This window comes from Celeribacter sp. (genome assembly GCF_048270365.1).
In the GTDB taxonomy this organism is placed as follows: Bacteria; Pseudomonadota; Alphaproteobacteria; order Rhodobacterales; family Rhodobacteraceae; genus Celeribacter.
Map to the genome: position 1 here is coordinate 199,605 of NZ_JBLWTA010000003.1, position 17,247 is coordinate 216,851.

Below are 17,247 nucleotides of genomic sequence, written 5' to 3' on the forward strand. Positions count from 1 at the left end.
GTTATTTCGCGAAAGCGAGACCTGAGGGCACGCTGTCAGGAATGCCCAACCGATGCGGATCGTCTTCGAGCGCCGCCAAAAACGCCATGAGCGCGTCGATGTCCGCGCTGGGCAAAATGCGATCTTCGACCTCGATGGCGGCCAGGATCGCCGCGCGGTCTTCGGCGCTGTTCATCACGCTCCAATCCTCTTCAAGCCCCGGCACCTCTGGCAGCGTGGCGTGGAAGGTTTCGTAATGCGCGAGACTGTCGGCGGGCGCGAGATGAGCCACCACAAAAGACCGCAGATCGCTATAGGCGCCAGCGTGGCCATAGGGCGCGCTCAGGGTGATATTGCGCAGCGCGGGCGTGCGGAAGGCGTAGAGGTCCTCGGCTTTTCCGGTCACCCGGTAGCGGCCCTCGTCGCGGTTGCCGCGTTCGAAATCGAGCGTCTTTCCGGGGCCAAGCTGCGGCTGTCCCATGGCGTGAAACTCGTGATCTGTCTGGAACTTACCGCTGTGACAGGTGGCGCAACCCGCCTCGCCGTAAAACAGCGACATGCCCTTTTGTGCAGCCTCGGACAAAGCCGCGTCATCGCCGCGCAGATAGCGGTCGAAGGCACTGTCGTCCGAGCGATATTCAAAGGCCATGAAAGCGGCGATGGCGTTGGAAATATCGGCAAAATGGACCCTCCGACCAAAGGCAATTTCCGGGTAAACCTGCTCGAATCGGGATTGATAGTCGGGGATCGCAGCGACCTTCGCGGCGATCATATCCCAAGCGCCGCCATCGCCCGAAAACCGGCCCTGACGGATGGCTTTGGACAGCGGGTTTTCACTCACCTGCCCGCCCATTTCATCGGGCGAAAGCACGGGGAACGCGGCCTGCGTCGCCAAAACGCCGGACACACGGGCGAAGAAATCGTCCTCGATGGGGACACGCAGCTCATCCCCAGTCATCTCCACCCGACCGTCATGAAACATCACCGCGTATTCGCGCGCGCCGAGATTGTAGAGCACCGGCGCGTTTCGAGGGATGCGATCTTCGGGCATATTGTCAGGGTTGGCGACACGGGTCGGGGCCAATCCCACACCGCCCTCGCCCATGCCCAATGACAGCCCATCGGACGTTCCCAGACGCGGGTGATGACAGGTCGAACAGGAGATATTGTCATTGCCCGACAGGATCGGATCGAAGAACAACAGCTGGCCCAGCTCGGCCTCCGCCGGGTTCATCGTCACGTAATCGGCGTCCGTGATCGGATCGGGCAGCAGGGCACGATCAAACCCGTCCGCCACAGCGGGGCTTGCCAAACACAGGCTGAGGAGGATCAGATCACGGCACATATACTCACGGTACATATACTCACGGGGCATATTCTCATGGTGCATATTCGACATAGGCAAAAGCCTGTCCATCGGGCGACCATGAGGGCGAATTGATCGTGCCTTGCCCACCGGTCAGCTGCACCAGAGTTTCCGTCGGCCGATCTGTCTCGGTCCAGAGCCGCAGCTCCACATGCATCCCCGGCGGATGGCCCACCGTGCCCTCGGGATAGGCAAGATAGACCACGCTCTCGCCATCAGGTGAAGGATGCGGGAACCAATTGACCATGGCGTCCTCGGTCATCCGCTCCAAACCAGAGCCATCAGGACGCACACGCCACAACTCAGAGGCGCCGGTGCGGTCGGAATTGAACCAGATCCATTTTCCGTCCGCCGAGAAATCCGGCCCGTCGTAATGATGGGCGCCCGCGATCACGCAGGTCTCATGGCCGCCATCCGCGTGCGCCGTGTAGATGCCGAACAGCCCCTCACGCACGGCCGTGTAACAGATCGTGGCTCCGTCTGGCGAAATGCCGTGAAACCAGGACGGTTCTTTACGGCTGACCTCGACCGGATCATCGTCTGCACCTAAATCCTGCCGCCAAATGCGCGCCGCCCCACCAAAGGAATGGTCGGTGAAATAGAGCGTCTCGCCGTCGGGCGACACACCATGATCGTTGTTCAGATTGATGCAAAGCCCGGTGTCAATCTCGAGCAATTCCGGCTGGTCGAGATCGACCCAAAACAGGCTTCCGTCACCATTCACAATGAGCGCCGAGCCGTCCGGCACCCAATTGGGCGCCGCAATCTCCATGTCGGTTTCAAGCACCGGAAAGGCCGCCTGCTCCTCGAGATCGTAAATCATCACACGTGAGACCCAGCCCGACATATCACCCCTCCCGGCACTTCTTTCAAAGCCACGCTACACCTTGGCTTGAGTGCCGACAATCACCTCAAAGCCAGCGCGCGTAATCGCTGACCAAAAGATGCAGCGGCGCCTCGTCTTCTTCGATGTCCGAGAACCGCCCGATGGGATCGCGAAAGATATTGTCGGCGGTGCATTTCATTATGGCTCTCCACGGCAAAACAGACGGGCCCGAAACCTGTTCCTCTCCCCCACGACAAGCAAATTTGCCCCCCAGTCAAACCTCTTTCAAAGCGATTGGAAGCGCATAAGAGCGGTGATTTTCGGTTGACCGGAAAGGCGCAGCCGCTAAACCCGACATAGGTTTTGAGGGCAGGACATATGTATACCACAGTGTCGAAGCGGATCGGCCAGTTGGCGCAGATCACGGCGCTTCTGGGCGGGCTCGGGTTGTTCGCGGTGATCATAGTCACCTGTGTCTCTGTCGCGGGCCGGGCGCTGGATGGTTTGGGGCTTGGCCCCGTGCCGGGTGACATTGAACTCGTGGAGATGGGCATTGGATTTGCCGTCTTCTCGACCCTGCCCTACGCACAGTTTTTCCGCACCCACGCCCGTGTCGATCTGTTCAAACCGGCCTTTGGCGCGCGGCCCAACCGGCTGCTCGATCTGATCGGCGAACTGTTGATGTGCGCGCTCACGCTGGGGCTGAGCTGGCGGCTCTGGCTCGGCATGCTCGACAAGGCCGCCTATCACGAAACCACCTTTATCCTGCAAATTCCGCTTGTTTGGGGTTACCGCGCCGCCATGGCGGTGATGGTGGTGGCCTGCGTCGTCGCGGTGTTCTGCGTCTTTCGATCAGCCCTCGCGCTTCTCTGGCCGGACACGCAAACGGAGGCCCAATCATGAGCCGCATCGAGATCGGCCTCTGGTCCTTCCCCGTCCTTCTCCTCTTGCTGTTTCTGCGCATTCCGATTGGGGTGTCCATGGCGGTCGTGGGCTTTGGCGGCGCCTATTTGCTCAACGGCAACTCGATCATGATGCTGAGCCAGCTCAAGCATCTGACTTATGGCGAGTTCTCGTCCTATTCCTTTTCGATCATCCCGCTGTTTCTCCTGATGGGTCATTTCGCCACGCTGGGCGGCATGTCGACGGGGCTGTTCAAGGCGGCCGAGACCTGGCTTGGCCATCGCAAGGGTGGCGTCGCCATGGCCGCCGTCGGCGCCTGCGCGGGCTTTGGCGCGATTTGCGGATCGTCACTCGCGACGGCGGCAACCATGGGCAAAACCGCGCTCCCCGAGTTGAAACGCTACGGCTATTCGGGCCGCCTCGCCACCGCCTCGCTCGCGGCAGGCGGCACTTTGGGCATCCTCATTCCGCCCTCGCTGATCCTCGTGGTCTACGCCATGCTGGCCGAGGAAAACATCGCCAAGCTCTTTCTCGCCGCCTTCGTCCCGGGCATTTTGGCGGCCATCGGCTATATGATCTGCATCTCGATCTATGTCCGCCTGCGCCCAGATTGCTGTAGCTCCCGCGCGCCCGCAAGCTGGGCCGAGCGCTTCACCGCACTGTTCAACGTCTGGCCTGTGATCGCGATTTTCGGCTCTGTCGTGGGCGGGATTTACCTAGGCATTTTCACCCCCACGGAAGGCGCCGCCGTGGGCGCGGCGGGCACCGGCCTCGTGGCCCTTTTGTCCGGCAACCTCACCTTGCGCGGTGTCGCAGAGGCGATATTCGAGACCGCCGCCTCGACCGGCATGATCTTTCTGATCCTTCTGGGCGCCAAGATGTTCAACAATTTCCTGGCGCTTTCGGGCCTCCCCATGGCCGCCGCCGGCTGGGCCGAGGGGCTGACGCTCTCGCCCTGGCTGATCCTGATCGCGGTCCTTTTGATGTATCTCGCCTTCGGCTGTGTGATGGACAGTCTCTCGATGATTTTCCTCACCATCCCGATCCTCTATCCGATCATGGCGGGGCTGGATTTCGGCTTCACACCCGGCGAGTTCGGCCTCTGGTTCGGGGTCATCGTCTTGATCGTCGTCGAGGTCGGGTTGATCACGCCACCGGTTGGCATGAATCTCTTCATCATCAATGCTTTGGACCCCGACGTTCCGATCTCGGAAACCTTCAAAGGCACGCTGCCTTTCGTCCTCACCGACCTGATCCGGGTGGCGATCCTTGTGGCCTTTCCAGTGCTCACGCTCGGTCTCGTGCGGCTGGTCTATTGATGCTGCCGCCCATTCATCTTTGGGGTCTTTCCGCCCCTCTCGAGCCGCTTGGCGGCGGTCCTCACAATGCGGTCTTTCGCACCTCCGAACTGGCGCAGGATGTGGTGTTCAAATCCACACGCCGCTCTGAGGCGCAACTCCGATGGCTGGCCCCCGTCCAGGACGCCGCCGAAGCGGCGCGCTTTACTGTGCCCCGCTTGATGCCCGCGCAGGACGGACGATTGGGACCGGAAGGCTGGACCTGTGAGCTGCTGATCGAAGGCCGTCCGTTTCAGCCCGAAGAGCTGCCGCGAATTGCCGACAAGATCGATGCCTTTCATCGCAATACCAGTGACTTACCACAAAGACCCGACTTCCGGTCGTCTTCCGATTTGCTCCATGAGACCTCCGGCGGCGATGTCGATCTTTGCGCCCTGCCTGCCGATCTGCTCGCGCTGTGCCGCAAGGCTTGGGGCGCCCTCGATGGCGAGATCGGCGTCATTCATGGCGATCTGACCGCAGGCAATCTGATCCATACGGAAGAAGGCCCGGCCCTGATTGATTGGGATGAGGCGCGGGTGGATGATCTGGCGTTTGATACGCTGCGCACCCGGCCTGAGGCGGCAACGGCCGCTGAGAAAACCGCCGCACTGGCATGGGAAGTGGCTTGTCGCTGGCAGGTCGAACCAGAACACGCCGCCCTCGTCGCCCGCGTGTTGGGAACCCGCATTTAAAGCCGATCGAGCCAGTTGGCGAGCAGGCCATCGAGCTGCGCGAATTCCTCGGCGCTCAGCATTTCCGTCAGCCGTTTCTGCGTCGCGACGTGATCCTCCACCGCGCGGTCGATCACGGCAAACCCAGCCTCGGTCAGCGCCACAATCGCCCGGCGCGCGTCGTCTTTGTCGCTGCGCCGCACAACCAGCCCCTGCGCCTCAAGCCGGTTGATCCGGTTGGTCACCGTGCCCGAGGTGATCATCATCTGCGCCATCAAATCGCCCGCCGTGAGCGCATAGGGATCGCCCGAGCGGCGCAGGGTCGCCAAAAGATCAAAGCTTGCATAATTAAGGCCATGGCGGGCAAATGTGGCCTCCATCGCCTCACTCAGCACACGTGCAAGCCGCCCCATCCGCCCAATGAGCGCCATCGGTTCAGTGGCCAGATCAGGGCGTTCAACGGCCCATTGCGCACGAATATCGTCGGGAGAAAGGGTCTTTTCACTCATGGTTCTGATGTCTCAAAATTTTACCTTGACGTCAAGATGCCTCCAACTATCTTGACATCAAGATAAATGGAGAATCCCCAAATGTCCCGCACGACATCCCGCACAACGGATCTGATCCTCACCGGCCTCGCACCCGCCATCTGGGGGTCGAGCTACCTCGTCACAACGCGCTTTTTGCCCGAGGGCATCCCGGTCACCATCGCACTCTTGCGCGCGCTTCCGGCCGGGATTTTGCTTTTGGTGATCCTGCGACAACTGCCGCCTCTCACTTGGGTGCCGAGGCTTCTGCTGCTCGGTGCACTCAATTTCACCCTGTTCTGGATTTGTCTTTTTGTCGCCGCCTACCGCCTGCCCGGCGGGGTCGCCGCGACCCTAGGCGCAACACAGATGCTGATCATTCTCGGGCTTTCAAAGGTATTGCTTGGCACACCAATGCGACCTTTGGCGGTACTCGCCGGGCTGATCGGCGTCGTCGGTGTGGGCGCGCTGGTGCTCTCCCCCACGGCGCAGCTCGATGGCTTTGGCCTTTTGGCCGCTTTCGGAGGCGCGGTCTCCATGGCGCTTGGCACCGTCTTGAGCCGCAAATGGACCCCGCCCGTGCCGCCCTTGACCTTCACAGCCTGGCAGTTGGTGGCGGGCGGACTGTTGCTTGTGCCGCTGGCGATCTGGCTTGATCCGCCCACACCCGCCTTTACCGCCACGAACATGGCGGGCATCGCCTATCTCGGGCTGATCGGCGGCGCTTTGACGTACTACTTTTTCTTCCGGGGCATTGCCCGCCTTGGGCCGGCAACGGTCGCGCCGCTGGGGTTTCTCAGCCCGGTGACGGCGGTGGCTTTGGGGCTGATCTTTGCGGGCGAAAGCCTGTCGCTGTTGCAAAGTCTCGGCATGGCGCTGGTGTTCTTCGCGGTTTGGCTTGGGCAATATGCGCAATCGCGCCCTGTGATGGCGGCCAAGGTCCAGCCCGCCGAATGAAAAACGCCCTCCCGATCTGGGAGGGCGCATCCGTTTAAGCCGCGTCAGTGGCGGATGTCGGCGAGGTCACATCGCCCAATGCCTTCATCGCCGCGAATTGGCTGAGGAAGACCTGCCCCGTCAGATCGTGCAGGAAATGCGATTTCTGCAAACGGTCCATCACCGGGCCTTTGACCTCGGAGAGATGCAGCTGAATGCCGCCATCGGCCAGACGTCGGTTGATCTCTTCGAGCGCTTCCAAGGCCGAAGTGTCGATCTCATTGACCGCCGGGCACATCAGCACGATGTGCTTGAGCGCCTCATCGCCCGCCACCCGGTCGAGAATGTAATCCTCCAAGAACCGCGCATTGGCAAAATACAGGCTCTCATCGACCCGGATCGTCACCACGTCGGGCGTGGTCAGCACATCATGACGGTTGATGTTGCGGAAATGCTCGGTGCCCGGCACCAGCCCGACTTCAGCAATGTGAGGTTTCGAGGTCTTATAGAGATGCAGCGCGATGGACAGGATCACCCCCGCCGAGACACCGACTTCGACGCCAGAGACCAACGTCAGCACGATGGTCGCCATCACGGCGGTGAAATCGGCTTTCGAGTAGTCCCAGGTGGTCTTTAGGATTTTGAAATCCACCAGCGAGAGTACGGCGACGATGATGGTCGCGGCCAAAGTGGCCTGCGGCAGGAAGTAGATCAGTGGCGTCAAAAACAGCGCGGCGATGGCGAGGCCGATGGCGGTGAAGGCGCCTGCTGCCGGGGTCTCGGCCCCCGCATCAAAGTTCACGACAGAGCGCGAGAACCCGCCCGTGACCGGAAAACCACCGGTGAAGGCCGCACCAAGGTTGGCGGCGCCCAGACCGATCAATTCCTGATCGGGATCGACACGTTGACGTTTTTTGGCGGCCAAGGTTTGCGCGACCGAGATGGATTCCACGAAACCGATGATCGATATCAGAAGCGCCGGGATGAAAAGTTGCTTCAACAGCGCCAGAGAGCTGATCGGCCAGGTGAAGGGCGGCAGGCTTTGCGGCACCTCGCCGACGATGCGCACGCCGTGTTCGTCGAGGCGGAAGACCCCGACCACCAGCGTGGTGACGAAAACTGCGGCGACGGGGCCAGCTTTGGTGATCACATCGGCGAGGCGCGGGCCGAGGCCGAGTTTTCTCAACAGGGGTTTCAAACCCTTGCGGACCCAGAACAGGAAAGCGGTGGCCAGAACACCAATCACAAGAGTGATGAAATTCATCTCGGACAGATGCGTCCACAGACTCTCGAGAAGGTGCAAAAGCGTATGCCCGCCCGCGCTGACGCCGAGGATGTGCTTGAGCTGAGAGGCGGCGATCAGGATGCCGGAGGCGGTGATGAACCCCGCGATGACCGGGTGCGACAGGAAATTCGCCAGAAAGCCAAGCCGGAACACGCCCAAGGTCACCAACATCGCGCCCGACATGAAGGCCAGCGTGATGGCGGCGGTGGCATAGCCCGCTGTGCCCTGTTCGGCCACCTGCCCGACAGCCGCGGCGGTCATCAGCGAGACCACGGCGACCGGCCCGACCGCCAGAGCGCGCGAGGTGCCGAACACCGTATAGAGCATGATCGGCACGATGGAGGCATAAAGCCCCGCCTCGGGCGGCAGGCCCGCGAGCAGAGCGTAGGCCAGGGATTGCGGAATCAGCATGATGGTCACGATGATCGCGGCCACCCCGTCATTGGCAAAGGCGTTGGCGTTGTATTTCGAGCCCCAGTCGAGAATGGGGAGGTAGCGCTTCAAAAGACGCGGGTCGAACGACAGTTTAGACGACACGGGGGGTGTCCTTTCTGGTCTTGCGGGAAAAGAGGGGCGGATCAAAAAGCCGCCCCAACTCTTTATTTTGCCGAGACTTTTTCGGGTTTGATCATCCATTCCTTGCCGCGCAGCATGGCCTTCCAATAGATCGGCGGCAGGATCTGTTCCTTGAGCCACCAGGCCTTGCGGGTCGGTTTTGTGCCGTCGAGCACCCATTTCGGGAAGGACGGCAACAGCACGCCGCCATAGCCAAACTCGGCCAGAACGATCTTGCCCTTCTCCACCGTCAGCGGACAGGAGCCGTAGCCGTTATACCCCGCCTGCGGGCCTTTGCCGTCGATGTCGGCGGCGACGTTTTCGGCCACGATCGGCGCCTGCATCCGGGCGGCGGCGGCGGTTTTGGCATTGGGCGCGTTCATCACGTCGCCCAGAGACCAGATGTTGTCGAATTCCTTGTGGCGCAGCGTCACCTGATCCACATCGACCCAACCGGCGGCGTCCGCGAGCGGCGAGACCTTGATGAAATCCGGCGCGCTTTGCGGCGGCACCACATGGATTATGTCGAAATCGACTGTCACTTCCGTGGGCTCGCTGTCGGGTTTCGCGACGGTGAAGGTGGCTTTCTTCGCCGGGCCGTCGATGGATTTCAGATTGTGGAAGAAATTCAGGTTGGCGCCGTAGCGTTCGACATAGCTCTCCAGCGCCGGGACGTAATCCTTGACGCCAAACAGCACCCCGCCCGCGTTCATGAACTGGATGTCGATGTTGCCGAGAACCCCGGCTTCTTCCCAAGTGTTGGCCGAGAGGTACATCGCCTTTTGCGGCGCACCGGCGCATTTGATCGGCATCGGCGGCTGGGTGAAGACGACCTTGCCGCCTTTCAGCCCCTTGACCAATTCCCAGGTGTAAGGGGCCAGATCATAACGATAATTCGAGGTCACGCCGTTCTTGCCCAGCGTCTCCACAAGGCCGTCGATCTTGTCCCAATCGAGTTTGAGCCCCGGACAGACGATCAGCCGGTCGTATTTCACCACCCGGCAGCCGTCGAGGATGACCGCGTTGTTTTTCGGCTCGAAAGCCGCGACGGCGGATTTGAGCCAATGCACTCCGCGCGGAATGAGCGACCCCATGGTTTTTGCCGTGGTCGAGGGTTCGAACACGCCTGCGCCGACCATGGTCCAACCGGGTTGGTAATAGTGGATGTCCGCCGGGTCGATGATCGCGATGTCGAGATCGGGTTTTCGGGCCTTCAATGAGGCCGCGACGGCCACGCCAGCCGCGCCCCCGCCGACGATCACTACGTCATGCTTCGCGTCTTCGACAGAATCCGTGGGCGTCACGCCGCCATTGGCGATGCGGCGCGCCACACCGGTCATGTCGTAGCCTGCGGCCTTGGTGGCGGCCAAAATGTCGACTACGGATTTCTCCTTGGCCATCGCCAAAGACCAAAGCGTCGTCGTGCGCGTGCCTGTGCGGCAATAGCCAAAGACCGGCCCCGGCAATTCGGTCAAAGCGTGGCGAAAGGCGGTGGCGGTGTCTTCGGTCACCATGCCGGGCGTCACCGGCAGGTACAGAAACTCAAGCCCCTCGGCCTGTGCCGCGCGGGCCATTTCTTCGTGGCTGGGTTGGTCGCCCGCCTCGCCGTCGGGGCGGTTGCAGACCACCGCACGAAAGCCGCGGCGTTTGAGTTTGGCCATGTCCTCGGGCTGCACCTGCCCCGAGACGGACAGGCCGTCCGTGATCCGTTTAATCTCCATTCCGTGCGTCTCCTCGCTTATGTGGGGACGGTTCCGCCCCCTCAGGCGAGATGTCCCGAAAACCGTTGTGGTTGACGGGACAGGCACGAAATTGGCTTGTTATCCCGCCAGATAGGGTCTCAGACCCGTCATGTCATAGCCCGCCTCTGCGGCTTGGCTGATGATCGTCTCCGGTTCCATCTGACCGGATTGCGCCAAGGCCCAAGCGGTGGTCGAGCGGGTGCCGGAGCGGCAATAGGCGTAAACCGGAGCGGGCAGCTCAGACAGCGCCCGGGCGGTTTCAGTGATCAGCTCTTCGGTGAACTGGCCGGGAAAGATCGGCAGATAGGCAAAGCTCAGACCCGCCTCTTTCGCCGCCTGTTCCAGAACGTCTGACGCCAGCCCCGGCTCCACCTCCATGTCCGGGCGATTGCAGATCAGTGTCTTGAAGCCCTTTTCCTTGAGAATACTCACCTCCTCGGGGGTGATTTGGCCGCTGACCGTGATCTGATCGTTGATCTTGTTGAATTCCATTGTCGCGTCTCCTGTGCGTGGAACCAGTCTGGCCCCACGCAACAAGAGATGCGATCAGAGGCCGTTCACCGGAACTTTGAGGAATGTCTTGCCATCTTGATCCGCCGGGGGCAACTCGCCTGCGCGCATATTCACCTGCAAAGAGGGAATAATCAGACGCGGCATGGCCAATTGGGCGTCGCGTTCCTCGCGGAATTTGACGAAATCCTCTTTGGTTTTGCCGCCGCCGACGTGGATATTGTGTTCCTTCTCGGCGCCCACAGTGGTCTCCCAGGCGATGTCACGCCCGTTGGGACCGTAGTCGTGGCACATGAACAGACGCATGTCGTCCGGCAGGGCAAGCACTTTCTGGATCGAGTCATACAAGACACCCGCATCACCGCCCGGAAAGTCGGCGCGCGCGGAGCCACCATCGGGCATGAACAGCGTGTCGCCGGTGAATGTCGCATCCCCCATCACATGCACCATGCAGGCGGGTGTGTGGCCCGGCGTGTGCATGGCAAAACAGTGCATGGAGCCCACGGAATAGGTGTCGCCATCCTTGAAGAGGCGGTCGAATTGCGAGCCGTCACGCTGAAACTCGGTGCCTTCGTTGAAGACCTTGCCAAAGGTTTCCTGCACCGTGACGATATGCTCGCCGATGCCGATCTTACCGCCGAGCGCATCTTGAATATAGGGCGCGGCAGAGAGGTGATCGGCGTGGACGTGGGTCTCGATCAACCATTCGAGTTTCAGCCCCTGCTCTTTCACATAGGCGATGATCTCATCGGCGGACTCATAGGTGATGCGACCGGCGGCGTAGTCGATGTCCATGACGCTGTCCACGATGGCGCAGGCGTTCGAGGCCGGGTCTTTCACCACATAGGAAATCGTCCAAGTGGCCGGATCGAAAAAGGCTTTGACCTCGGGCTTGACCGACAGGTCGACGGGGTAGTTGGATGCCATGTTATGTTCTCCTCTCATCTCTGGCGCGCCACTCTCAGGCCGCGCGCCTTGCGGCACGGGCCGCGGTGTATTTCATCAGGACTTTGGCCGCGAAGATGCCCGCCACGAGGGCCACAAAGAACAGCCAGACCTGCGGGTTGAAGGTGCCCAAAGCCGGCAAAGCGCCGCCCGGGCAAAAGCCCGCGATGCCCCAACCAACGCCGAAGACCAAGGAACCGCCGACAAGCTTGGCGTCGATGACGCGCGAGGTCGGCACAATGAATTTCGGCTCAAAGGCGGGCGTCTCGTAGCGTTTGAACACGAAGCGGTAGCCAAAGAAGGACACCACCACGGCGCCCCCCATCACAAACATTAAGGACGGATCCCAAACGCCGAAAAAGTCGAAGAAATTCAGAACCTTTGCCGGATTGGCCATGCCGGACATGGAAATGCCGACACCGAAAATGAGGCCGATCACATAGGTCATGATCAGTTTCATCTCATGCCCCTCCAAAGATGTGGCGAATGACGAAAACGGTCACCGCGGTCGAGGCCATGAAGGACAGCGTTGCCACGATGGAGCGCGGCGACAAACGCGCCATGCCGCAGACCCCGTGGCCGGAGGTGCAGCCGGAGCCATAGCTCACGCCGATGCCGACGATGAAGCCACCGATCAACAGTGCGCCTTTGGTCACGGGCACATCCACTGCGGGGAAATGGCCGGTGAACAGCGCGTAGGCCAGCGGACCGGTGACCATGCCTGCCAAAAGCACGGCGCGCCAGGCCCAATCAGACGAGTTCACAGGCGTCAGAAACCCCGCAAGAATGCCGGTGGCGCCAAAGATACGCCCCTGAAAGGCCATCAAGAGCACAGCGGCGGTGCCGATCAGCATACCACCGATGAGCGAGGCAAAGGGGGTGAACTCCGTGGGCGCGATTTCGGTCATCATGTCGCCTGCCCTCCGCGAAAAGCCTGAGGAAGGTCCCGAGCTTGGGTCCGATTGATCATGTGCGTTTCCTTGTTTTGTGCAGGTTGTCCCACTTGGCCCTCACTTTATGCCAGCATGCGCGGGCCTGTCGGTGAGTTTGTCACATTGGCGCAAAGCGACCTTACGGCAAGTCTTCCGCGAAGAGAGGATCACCTCATGAAAAAAGGCCCCGATCAGGGGCCTTTGATGTCTTTTCCGATCCCGGATGATACACCCGGAATACTCTTCCGGATCACTCGCCTTGCGCATCTGCGCGCGATTTGCCCGCCACATTCATCGCCAGCGTCGCCGCCATGAATTTGTCGAGATCGCCGTCGAGCACGCCTTGGGTGTCCGAGGTCTCAAAATTGGTGCGCAGGTCTTTGACCATCTGATAGGGCTGCATCACGTAAGAGCGGATCTGGTTGCCCCAGCCTGCCGAGCCTTTGCTTTCATGGGCCTCGTTGATCGCCGCATTGCGACGGTCCAACTCCAACTGATAAAGCCGCGATTTCAGCGCTTTCATGGCGATGTCGCGGTTCTGGTGCTGCGACTTCTCGGAGCTGGTGACCACGATGCCCGTGGGCGCGTGGGTGATCCGCACGGCGGAGTCGGTGGTGTTCACGTGCTGGCCGCCCGCGCCAGACGAGCGATAAGTGTCGATGCGAATGTCGGCGGGGTTCACCTCGATCTCGATGTTGTCATCGACCACCGGATAGACCCAGACGGAGGCAAAAGAGGTCTCGCGTGTGCCCTTGCCAAACGGCGAGATGCGCACCAGACGGTGCACGCCCGACTCAGACTTCAGCCAGCCATAGGCATTGTGACCGGTGATCTTATAGGCCACGGATTTGATGCCAGCCTCGGAGCCCGCTTCTTCGGACTGCAACTCGACGGTGTAGCCTTTCTTCTCTGCCCACCGCACATACATACGCTGCAACATCGAGGCCCAGTCACAGGCCTCCGTGCCGCCGGCGCCCGCGTTGATCTCGAGGAAGGTGTCGTTGGAATCCGCTTCGCCATCGAGCAACGCCTCAAGCTCCTTCGCCGCCGCCGTTTCCGCCAGCGCCTTGAGCGTGTCTTCGGCCTCGGTGACGACCTCTTCGTCCTCTTCCATCTCGCCCAATTCGATCAGCTCGATGTTGTCTTTCATGTCCTGCTCGATGGAGGTCGCGGTTTTCAGCGCGTCCATCAACATCTGGCGATCGCGCATGAGTTTCTGGGCGCGCTCCGGGTCATCCCACAACGTCGGGTCCTCGATCATCGCGTTGAACTCTTCGAGGCGATGCGGCGCGGTGTCCCAATCCATGCGCTGTTTGAGCAGGGCCACGGATTTTTCGATTTTCGCAACGGTATTCTGGATTTCAGCGCGCACGGCAGGTCACCTTATCGGTCTCTTGGGGTCGGTCTTTTGAACGTTTGCCGAGAGATACGCGTTGCAGCGCCCGGAGGCAAGGGGCGTCACTCTTCCGTGTTCGGCCACCTGCCGTCTTGACCCTGGCACGGCTTTCTGGCCCTTTCCGCGCCATGACACCACATAATATCCAATTTGCCCGCCTGAGCGACATTCCCACAGAGCGCCTCACGGCCCATATGTCCGACCCTTTCGTGGCGGCGCATATGCCGCTTTTGACCGGCACCTGGACCGATGAGATGACACAGGACTGGGTGGCCGCCAAAGAGGCGCATTGGGCGACGCATGGCCTTGGGCATTGGGCGTTTCTCGACCACGGCGCTTATGTGGGCTGGGGCGGGTTCGAGCGCGAAGGCGAAGACTGGGATTTCGGTCTGGTCCTCACCCGCGAGGCGGTCGGCCTCGGGCGCGCCATCACAAAGCGCGCTTTGGACACCGCACGACGAGACCCGCGCATCGACAGTGTGACCTTTCTCTTGCCGCCCACCCGGCGTCACACGGGCGCGCTCCTCCGTCTGGGGGCGGTGCAAGAAGGTGATGTGGAGCTTCACGGGGAGCGGTTTCAGAAGTTTCGGCTTCGTCTGTCCTGACGCATCTACACATAGAAAGAGGCCCATCTCTGGGCCTCTTTTTTCGATCCGATCTGAACCTTAATACAAGCCGCCTGACGACAGCGAGTTGATCGTCGCCTTCTCGGGCACCCTGATCGTTCGACCTGTCGAAGTTTGCACTTCGCGCTCGCCCGATGAGCTAGTTTGACCTTCGAACAAAGGCAGGTCGGCACCCATGGCAAAGCCGCCGTCATACATCAGGCCAAAAATCGGCTCTTCGCCATCGCGGAAATACTCTGCCACCACATTGGGACCAGAGGCGCTGTCATTGAGGCGCGCACCAGTAAAGCGGTCGATCTTGATGAAATGGCCGCCCGGGGGCACTTTGAATTTGCCGCCGCCGTATTTTTTTACGGCATCCTGCATGAAATCGTTGAACACCGGACCGCAGAAACCGCCGCCCGACGCCCCGCGCATCGCGCGCGGCGTGTCGTAGCCGATGTAACAGCCCGCAACGATGTTCGAGGTAAAGCCCATGAACCAAGCGTCCTTGCCGTCGTTCGTCGTGCCCGTCTTGCCGGCCACTGGCACCGGAAGGTTGACCCGCCCGGCGGCCGTGCCGCGCTGAACCACGCCCTGCATCATGGACGTCAGCTGATAGGCGGTGATCGCGTTGATCATGCGTTCGCGGTTCGACACGATCTTCGGCGCGACGCCAGGGGCCAGAGAGGCCACTTCGCATTCTTCGCAGACCCGTTGGTCATGGCGATAGATCGTCCGACCGTAGCGGTCCTGCACCCGGTCGACGAGCGTCGGCTCGACGCGTTCGCCGCCGTTGGCGAACATGGCGTAGGCAGAGACCATCTTGAACACGGTTGTTTCTTCGGCGCCGAGAGACGAGGCGAGATATTGCCCCATGTGATCATAAACACCAAAGCGTTCCGCGTAGCGCGCGACCGTGTCCATGCCGACCTCTTGCGCGAGGCGGATGGTCATCAGGTTTCGCGATTGCTCGATCCCGGTCCGAAGAGGCGTCGGGCCGTAGAATTGGCGCGAGGCGTTTTTCGGGCGCCAGACACCTTGTGGTGTGTTGATCTCGATCGGTGCGTCAACCACGATGGTCGCGGGGGTAAACCCACTGTCGAGCGCTGCGGCATAGACGAAGGGCTTGAAGCTTGAGCCCGGCTGGCGCGTCGCCTGGGTGGCCCGGTTGAAGACCGAGTTCTGATAGGAGAACCCGCCCTGCATCGCGATCACACGGCCGGTGTTGACGTCCATCGCCATGAAAGCGCCCTGCACTTCCGGCACCTGACGCAGCGACCAGCGGATCAGATCGCCCTCGCCGTTGTTGCCCGTCGTCATGCGGCGGATGTGGACCACGTCGCCGCGGGTGAAATTGTCCCGGAACGAGCCGCGCATCCATTTGATGTCCTCGCGCGGCACGGAGACCTCGCCGACGCCGTCCTCGACCATCACCGAAATGGCACTGTCGCCCACCTCATTGACCGCGCCGACATACCATTTTCCGTCGAGCGTCACATCGCGTGCCACACGGACCTGCGCCAGCGCGGTCTCCCATGTGCCCTCATCGAGCGCAGCGGTTTCAATCGTCTTGCCGGTGCCGCGCCATTGGCCCATGCCGCGATCCAGCTCTTCGAGCCGCTTCTGAAGCGCATGCGCCGCGTTGGTCTGCATTTCCGGGTCAATCGTCGCCCGGATCGACAGACCGCCTTCGAAGAACTCCTCTTCGCCGAAGTTCTTCGACAGTTGGCGACGGATTTCGTCGGTGAAGTAATCGCGCGTCGGCAGGCTCTCGCGGTAGCTCGGATAATCGCCGGTCTGCACCGATTTGATCGGCTTTTCGCGGGCCGTTTCATAGGCCTCCTGCGTCAAATAGCCGTTCTCATACATCTCGCGCAGCACGTAGTTGCGGCGCGTCAGCGCGGCGTCGTAATTCTTCGCCGGGTTATAGGAATAAGGCGCTTTCGGGTGGATCGCGAGAAACGCCGCCTCTTCAGGCGCCAGTTCCGACAGGCTTTTGTTGAAATAGCTCTGCGCCGCCGCCGTCACCCCGAAGGACCGCACACCCAAATCGATCTCGTTGAGATAAAGCCCGAGGATTTCGTCCTTGGTCAGGGTTTGTTCGAGACGCGTGGCCAAGATCAATTCTTTGATCTTTCGCTCGGCAGACCGCGAGCCGTCGAGCAGGAAGTTCTTCATCACCTGCTGGGTGATCGTCGAAGCGCCGCGCAGAGGCCCGCCTTGTGCTGCGGTCAAAGCCGCCGCCACCATGCCGCGCAGGTCATAGCCATGGTGTTTGTAAAAGTTCTTATCCTCGGCGGAAATGAAGGCGTGTTTCACCAGATCGGGGATTTCCTCGGGCGGCGTGTAGAGGCGACGTTCCTTGGCGAATTCGTCGATGATCCGGCCTTCGCCCGAATAAATCCGCGAAATCGTCGGCGGTTGGTATTGCGCCAGGGCTTCGTGGTTCGGCAAATCGCGACCGTACATCCAAAAGATGCCGCCGACGACCAGCGCCAGCAAAAACAGCCCCGTGGTGATCCACGAGAAGATTGTGCCAAAAAACGAAAAGATAAATCTGAGCACTGAAGAGCCTTTCCCACACCACAACACCCGCGCTGACTCGCATCGGAACCGCCCGGGTTTGCCTCTCCTTATACAGCGTGGAGGCCGTGGTCAAAACATCCGCGGCCGGATCGCGCGCAAATGTGAGCAGAAAGGCGCCACTCGTGAGGTGGATGTGAACA

General features: G+C 61.0%; 16 protein-coding genes and 1 pseudogene. 5 read left to right on the forward strand and 12 right to left on the reverse strand.

Annotation, left to right across the window (positions count from 1 at the left end):
• Nucleotide 1: 1 nt before the first annotated feature.
• From ACN0X0_RS05735 to ACN0X0_RS05745, 3 genes and pseudogenes are all read right to left on the reverse strand, one after another.
• Nucleotides 2-1,369 (reverse strand): cytochrome-c peroxidase, encoded by a 1,368-nt coding sequence (locus tag ACN0X0_RS05735; protein ID WP_417278502.1) that lies wholly within the window; start codon nucleotides 1,367-1,369, stop codon nucleotides 2-4.
• Nucleotides 1,359-2,192, reverse strand: coding sequence for a TolB family protein (locus ACN0X0_RS05740; RefSeq protein WP_417278373.1), 834 nt, complete (start codon nucleotides 2,190-2,192; stop codon nucleotides 1,359-1,361). Before ACN0X0_RS05740 ends, ACN0X0_RS05735 begins: the two co-directional genes overlap by 11 nt.
• Nucleotides 2,193-2,256: 64 nt before the next feature.
• Nucleotides 2,257-2,355, reverse strand: a pseudogene (locus ACN0X0_RS05745) (D-lyxose/D-mannose family sugar isomerase); the annotation flags it as partial.
• Nucleotides 2,356-2,549: 194 nt separating this feature from the next.
• Between ACN0X0_RS05745 and ACN0X0_RS05750 the strand changes: the two are divergent.
• The 3 genes from ACN0X0_RS05750 to ACN0X0_RS05760 are packed head-to-tail and all read left to right on the forward strand — an operon-like array spanning nucleotide 2,550 to nucleotide 5,106.
• Nucleotides 2,550-3,074, forward strand: coding sequence for a TRAP transporter small permease (locus ACN0X0_RS05750; protein WP_417278374.1), 525 nt, complete (start codon nucleotides 2,550-2,552; stop codon nucleotides 3,072-3,074).
• Nucleotides 3,071-4,393: a TRAP transporter large permease gene (locus ACN0X0_RS05755; RefSeq protein ID WP_417278375.1), complete on the forward strand. Its 1,323-nt coding sequence runs from the start codon at nucleotides 3,071-3,073 to the stop codon at nucleotides 4,391-4,393. Before ACN0X0_RS05750 ends, ACN0X0_RS05755 begins: the two co-directional genes overlap by 4 nt.
• Nucleotides 4,393-5,106 (forward strand): phosphotransferase, encoded by a 714-nt coding sequence (locus tag ACN0X0_RS05760; protein WP_417278376.1) that lies wholly within the window; start codon nucleotides 4,393-4,395, stop codon nucleotides 5,104-5,106. Before ACN0X0_RS05755 ends, ACN0X0_RS05760 begins: the two co-directional genes overlap by 1 nt.
• Here the strand turns inward: ACN0X0_RS05760 and ACN0X0_RS05765 are convergent.
• Complete coding sequence (locus tag ACN0X0_RS05765) at nucleotides 5,103-5,594, reverse strand: MarR family winged helix-turn-helix transcriptional regulator (RefSeq protein ID WP_417278377.1); 492 nt, start codon at nucleotides 5,592-5,594, stop codon at nucleotides 5,103-5,105. The genes ACN0X0_RS05760 and ACN0X0_RS05765 overlap by 4 nt on opposite strands.
• A gap of 81 nt (nucleotides 5,595-5,675) precedes the next feature.
• On the opposite strand from ACN0X0_RS05765, the gene ACN0X0_RS05770 reads away from it, so the two are divergent.
• A complete protein-coding gene (locus ACN0X0_RS05770; protein ID WP_417278378.1) occupies nucleotides 5,676-6,569 on the forward strand; it encodes a DMT family transporter in 894 nt (297 codons plus the stop codon).
• A 34-nt stretch (nucleotides 6,570-6,603) separates the two neighbouring features.
• Here ACN0X0_RS05770 and ACN0X0_RS05775 read toward each other — a convergent pair whose 3' ends face one another.
• The 7 genes from ACN0X0_RS05775 to prfB form a co-directional block, all read right to left on the reverse strand.
• Nucleotides 6,604-8,370 carry a SulP family inorganic anion transporter gene (locus tag ACN0X0_RS05775; RefSeq protein ID WP_417278379.1) on the reverse strand — a complete coding sequence of 589 codons (1,767 nt, stop codon included), beginning with the start codon at nucleotides 8,368-8,370 and terminating at the stop codon, nucleotides 6,604-6,606.
• A gap of 62 nt (nucleotides 8,371-8,432) precedes the next feature.
• Entirely contained in the window at nucleotides 8,433-10,109 is a 1,677-nt protein-coding gene (locus tag ACN0X0_RS05780; RefSeq protein ID WP_417278380.1) for a TIGR01244 family sulfur transferase, read from the reverse strand.
• 99 nt (nucleotides 10,110-10,208) lie between these two features.
• The gene (locus tag ACN0X0_RS05785) at nucleotides 10,209-10,622 is read right to left on the reverse strand and encodes a TIGR01244 family sulfur transferase (protein ID WP_417278381.1); all 414 of its coding nucleotides are present in this window, start codon (nucleotides 10,620-10,622) and stop codon (nucleotides 10,209-10,211) included.
• A gap of 54 nt (nucleotides 10,623-10,676) precedes the next feature.
• Entirely contained in the window at nucleotides 10,677-11,567 is an 891-nt protein-coding gene (locus ACN0X0_RS05790) for an MBL fold metallo-hydrolase (RefSeq protein ID WP_417278382.1), read from the reverse strand.
• 34 nt (nucleotides 11,568-11,601) lie between these two features.
• Nucleotides 11,602-12,045, reverse strand: coding sequence for a DUF6691 family protein (locus tag ACN0X0_RS05795; RefSeq protein ID WP_417278383.1), 444 nt, complete (start codon nucleotides 12,043-12,045; stop codon nucleotides 11,602-11,604).
• Between the two features lies 1 nt (nucleotide 12,046).
• A complete protein-coding gene (locus ACN0X0_RS05800; protein WP_417278384.1) occupies nucleotides 12,047-12,496 on the reverse strand; it encodes a YeeE/YedE family protein in 450 nt (149 codons plus the stop codon).
• Between the two features lie 271 nt (nucleotides 12,497-12,767).
• Nucleotides 12,768-13,889, reverse strand: a complete 1,122-nt coding sequence (prfB, locus tag ACN0X0_RS05805) for a peptide chain release factor 2 (RefSeq protein ID WP_417260963.1) — start codon at nucleotides 13,887-13,889, stop codon at nucleotides 12,768-12,770.
• A 152-nt stretch (nucleotides 13,890-14,041) separates the two neighbouring features.
• Between prfB and ACN0X0_RS05810 the strand changes: the two genes are divergently transcribed.
• Nucleotides 14,042-14,518 carry a GNAT family N-acetyltransferase gene (locus tag ACN0X0_RS05810; protein ID WP_417278385.1) on the forward strand — a complete coding sequence of 159 codons (477 nt, stop codon included), beginning with the start codon at nucleotides 14,042-14,044 and terminating at the stop codon, nucleotides 14,516-14,518.
• Nucleotides 14,519-14,578: 60 nt separating this feature from the next.
• Here ACN0X0_RS05810 and ACN0X0_RS05815 read toward each other — a convergent pair whose 3' ends face one another.
• Nucleotides 14,579-17,086, reverse strand: a complete 2,508-nt coding sequence (locus ACN0X0_RS05815) for a penicillin-binding protein 1A (protein WP_417260961.1) — start codon at nucleotides 17,084-17,086, stop codon at nucleotides 14,579-14,581.
• Nucleotides 17,087-17,247: the final 161 nt, after the last annotated feature.

Coding starts and splice junctions, on each gene's coding strand:
- ACN0X0_RS05735 (WP_417278502.1), bottom strand. CDS start 1,369: ATGCACCATGAGAATATGCCCCGTGAGTATATGTACCGTGAGTATATG.
- ACN0X0_RS05740 (WP_417278373.1), bottom strand. CDS start 2,192: ATGTCGGGCTGGGTCTCACGTGTGATGATTTACGATCTCGAGGAGCAG.
- ACN0X0_RS05750 (WP_417278374.1), top strand. CDS start 2,550: ATGTATACCACAGTGTCGAAGCGGATCGGCCAGTTGGCGCAGATCACG.
- ACN0X0_RS05755 (WP_417278375.1), top strand. CDS start 3,071: ATGAGCCGCATCGAGATCGGCCTCTGGTCCTTCCCCGTCCTTCTCCTC.
- ACN0X0_RS05760 (WP_417278376.1), top strand. CDS start 4,393: ATGCTGCCGCCCATTCATCTTTGGGGTCTTTCCGCCCCTCTCGAGCCG.
- ACN0X0_RS05765 (WP_417278377.1), bottom strand. CDS start 5,594: ATGAGTGAAAAGACCCTTTCTCCCGACGATATTCGTGCGCAATGGGCC.
- ACN0X0_RS05770 (WP_417278378.1), top strand. CDS start 5,676: ATGTCCCGCACGACATCCCGCACAACGGATCTGATCCTCACCGGCCTC.
- ACN0X0_RS05780 (WP_417278380.1), bottom strand. CDS start 10,109: ATGGAGATTAAACGGATCACGGACGGCCTGTCCGTCTCGGGGCAGGTG.
- ACN0X0_RS05785 (WP_417278381.1), bottom strand. CDS start 10,622: ATGGAATTCAACAAGATCAACGATCAGATCACGGTCAGCGGCCAAATC.
- ACN0X0_RS05790 (WP_417278382.1), bottom strand. CDS start 11,567: ATGGCATCCAACTACCCCGTCGACCTGTCGGTCAAGCCCGAGGTCAAA.
- ACN0X0_RS05795 (WP_417278383.1), bottom strand. CDS start 12,045: ATGAAACTGATCATGACCTATGTGATCGGCCTCATTTTCGGTGTCGGC.
- ACN0X0_RS05800 (WP_417278384.1), bottom strand. CDS start 12,496: ATGATGACCGAAATCGCGCCCACGGAGTTCACCCCCTTTGCCTCGCTC.
- ACN0X0_RS05810 (WP_417278385.1), top strand. CDS start 14,042: ATGACACCACATAATATCCAATTTGCCCGCCTGAGCGACATTCCCACA.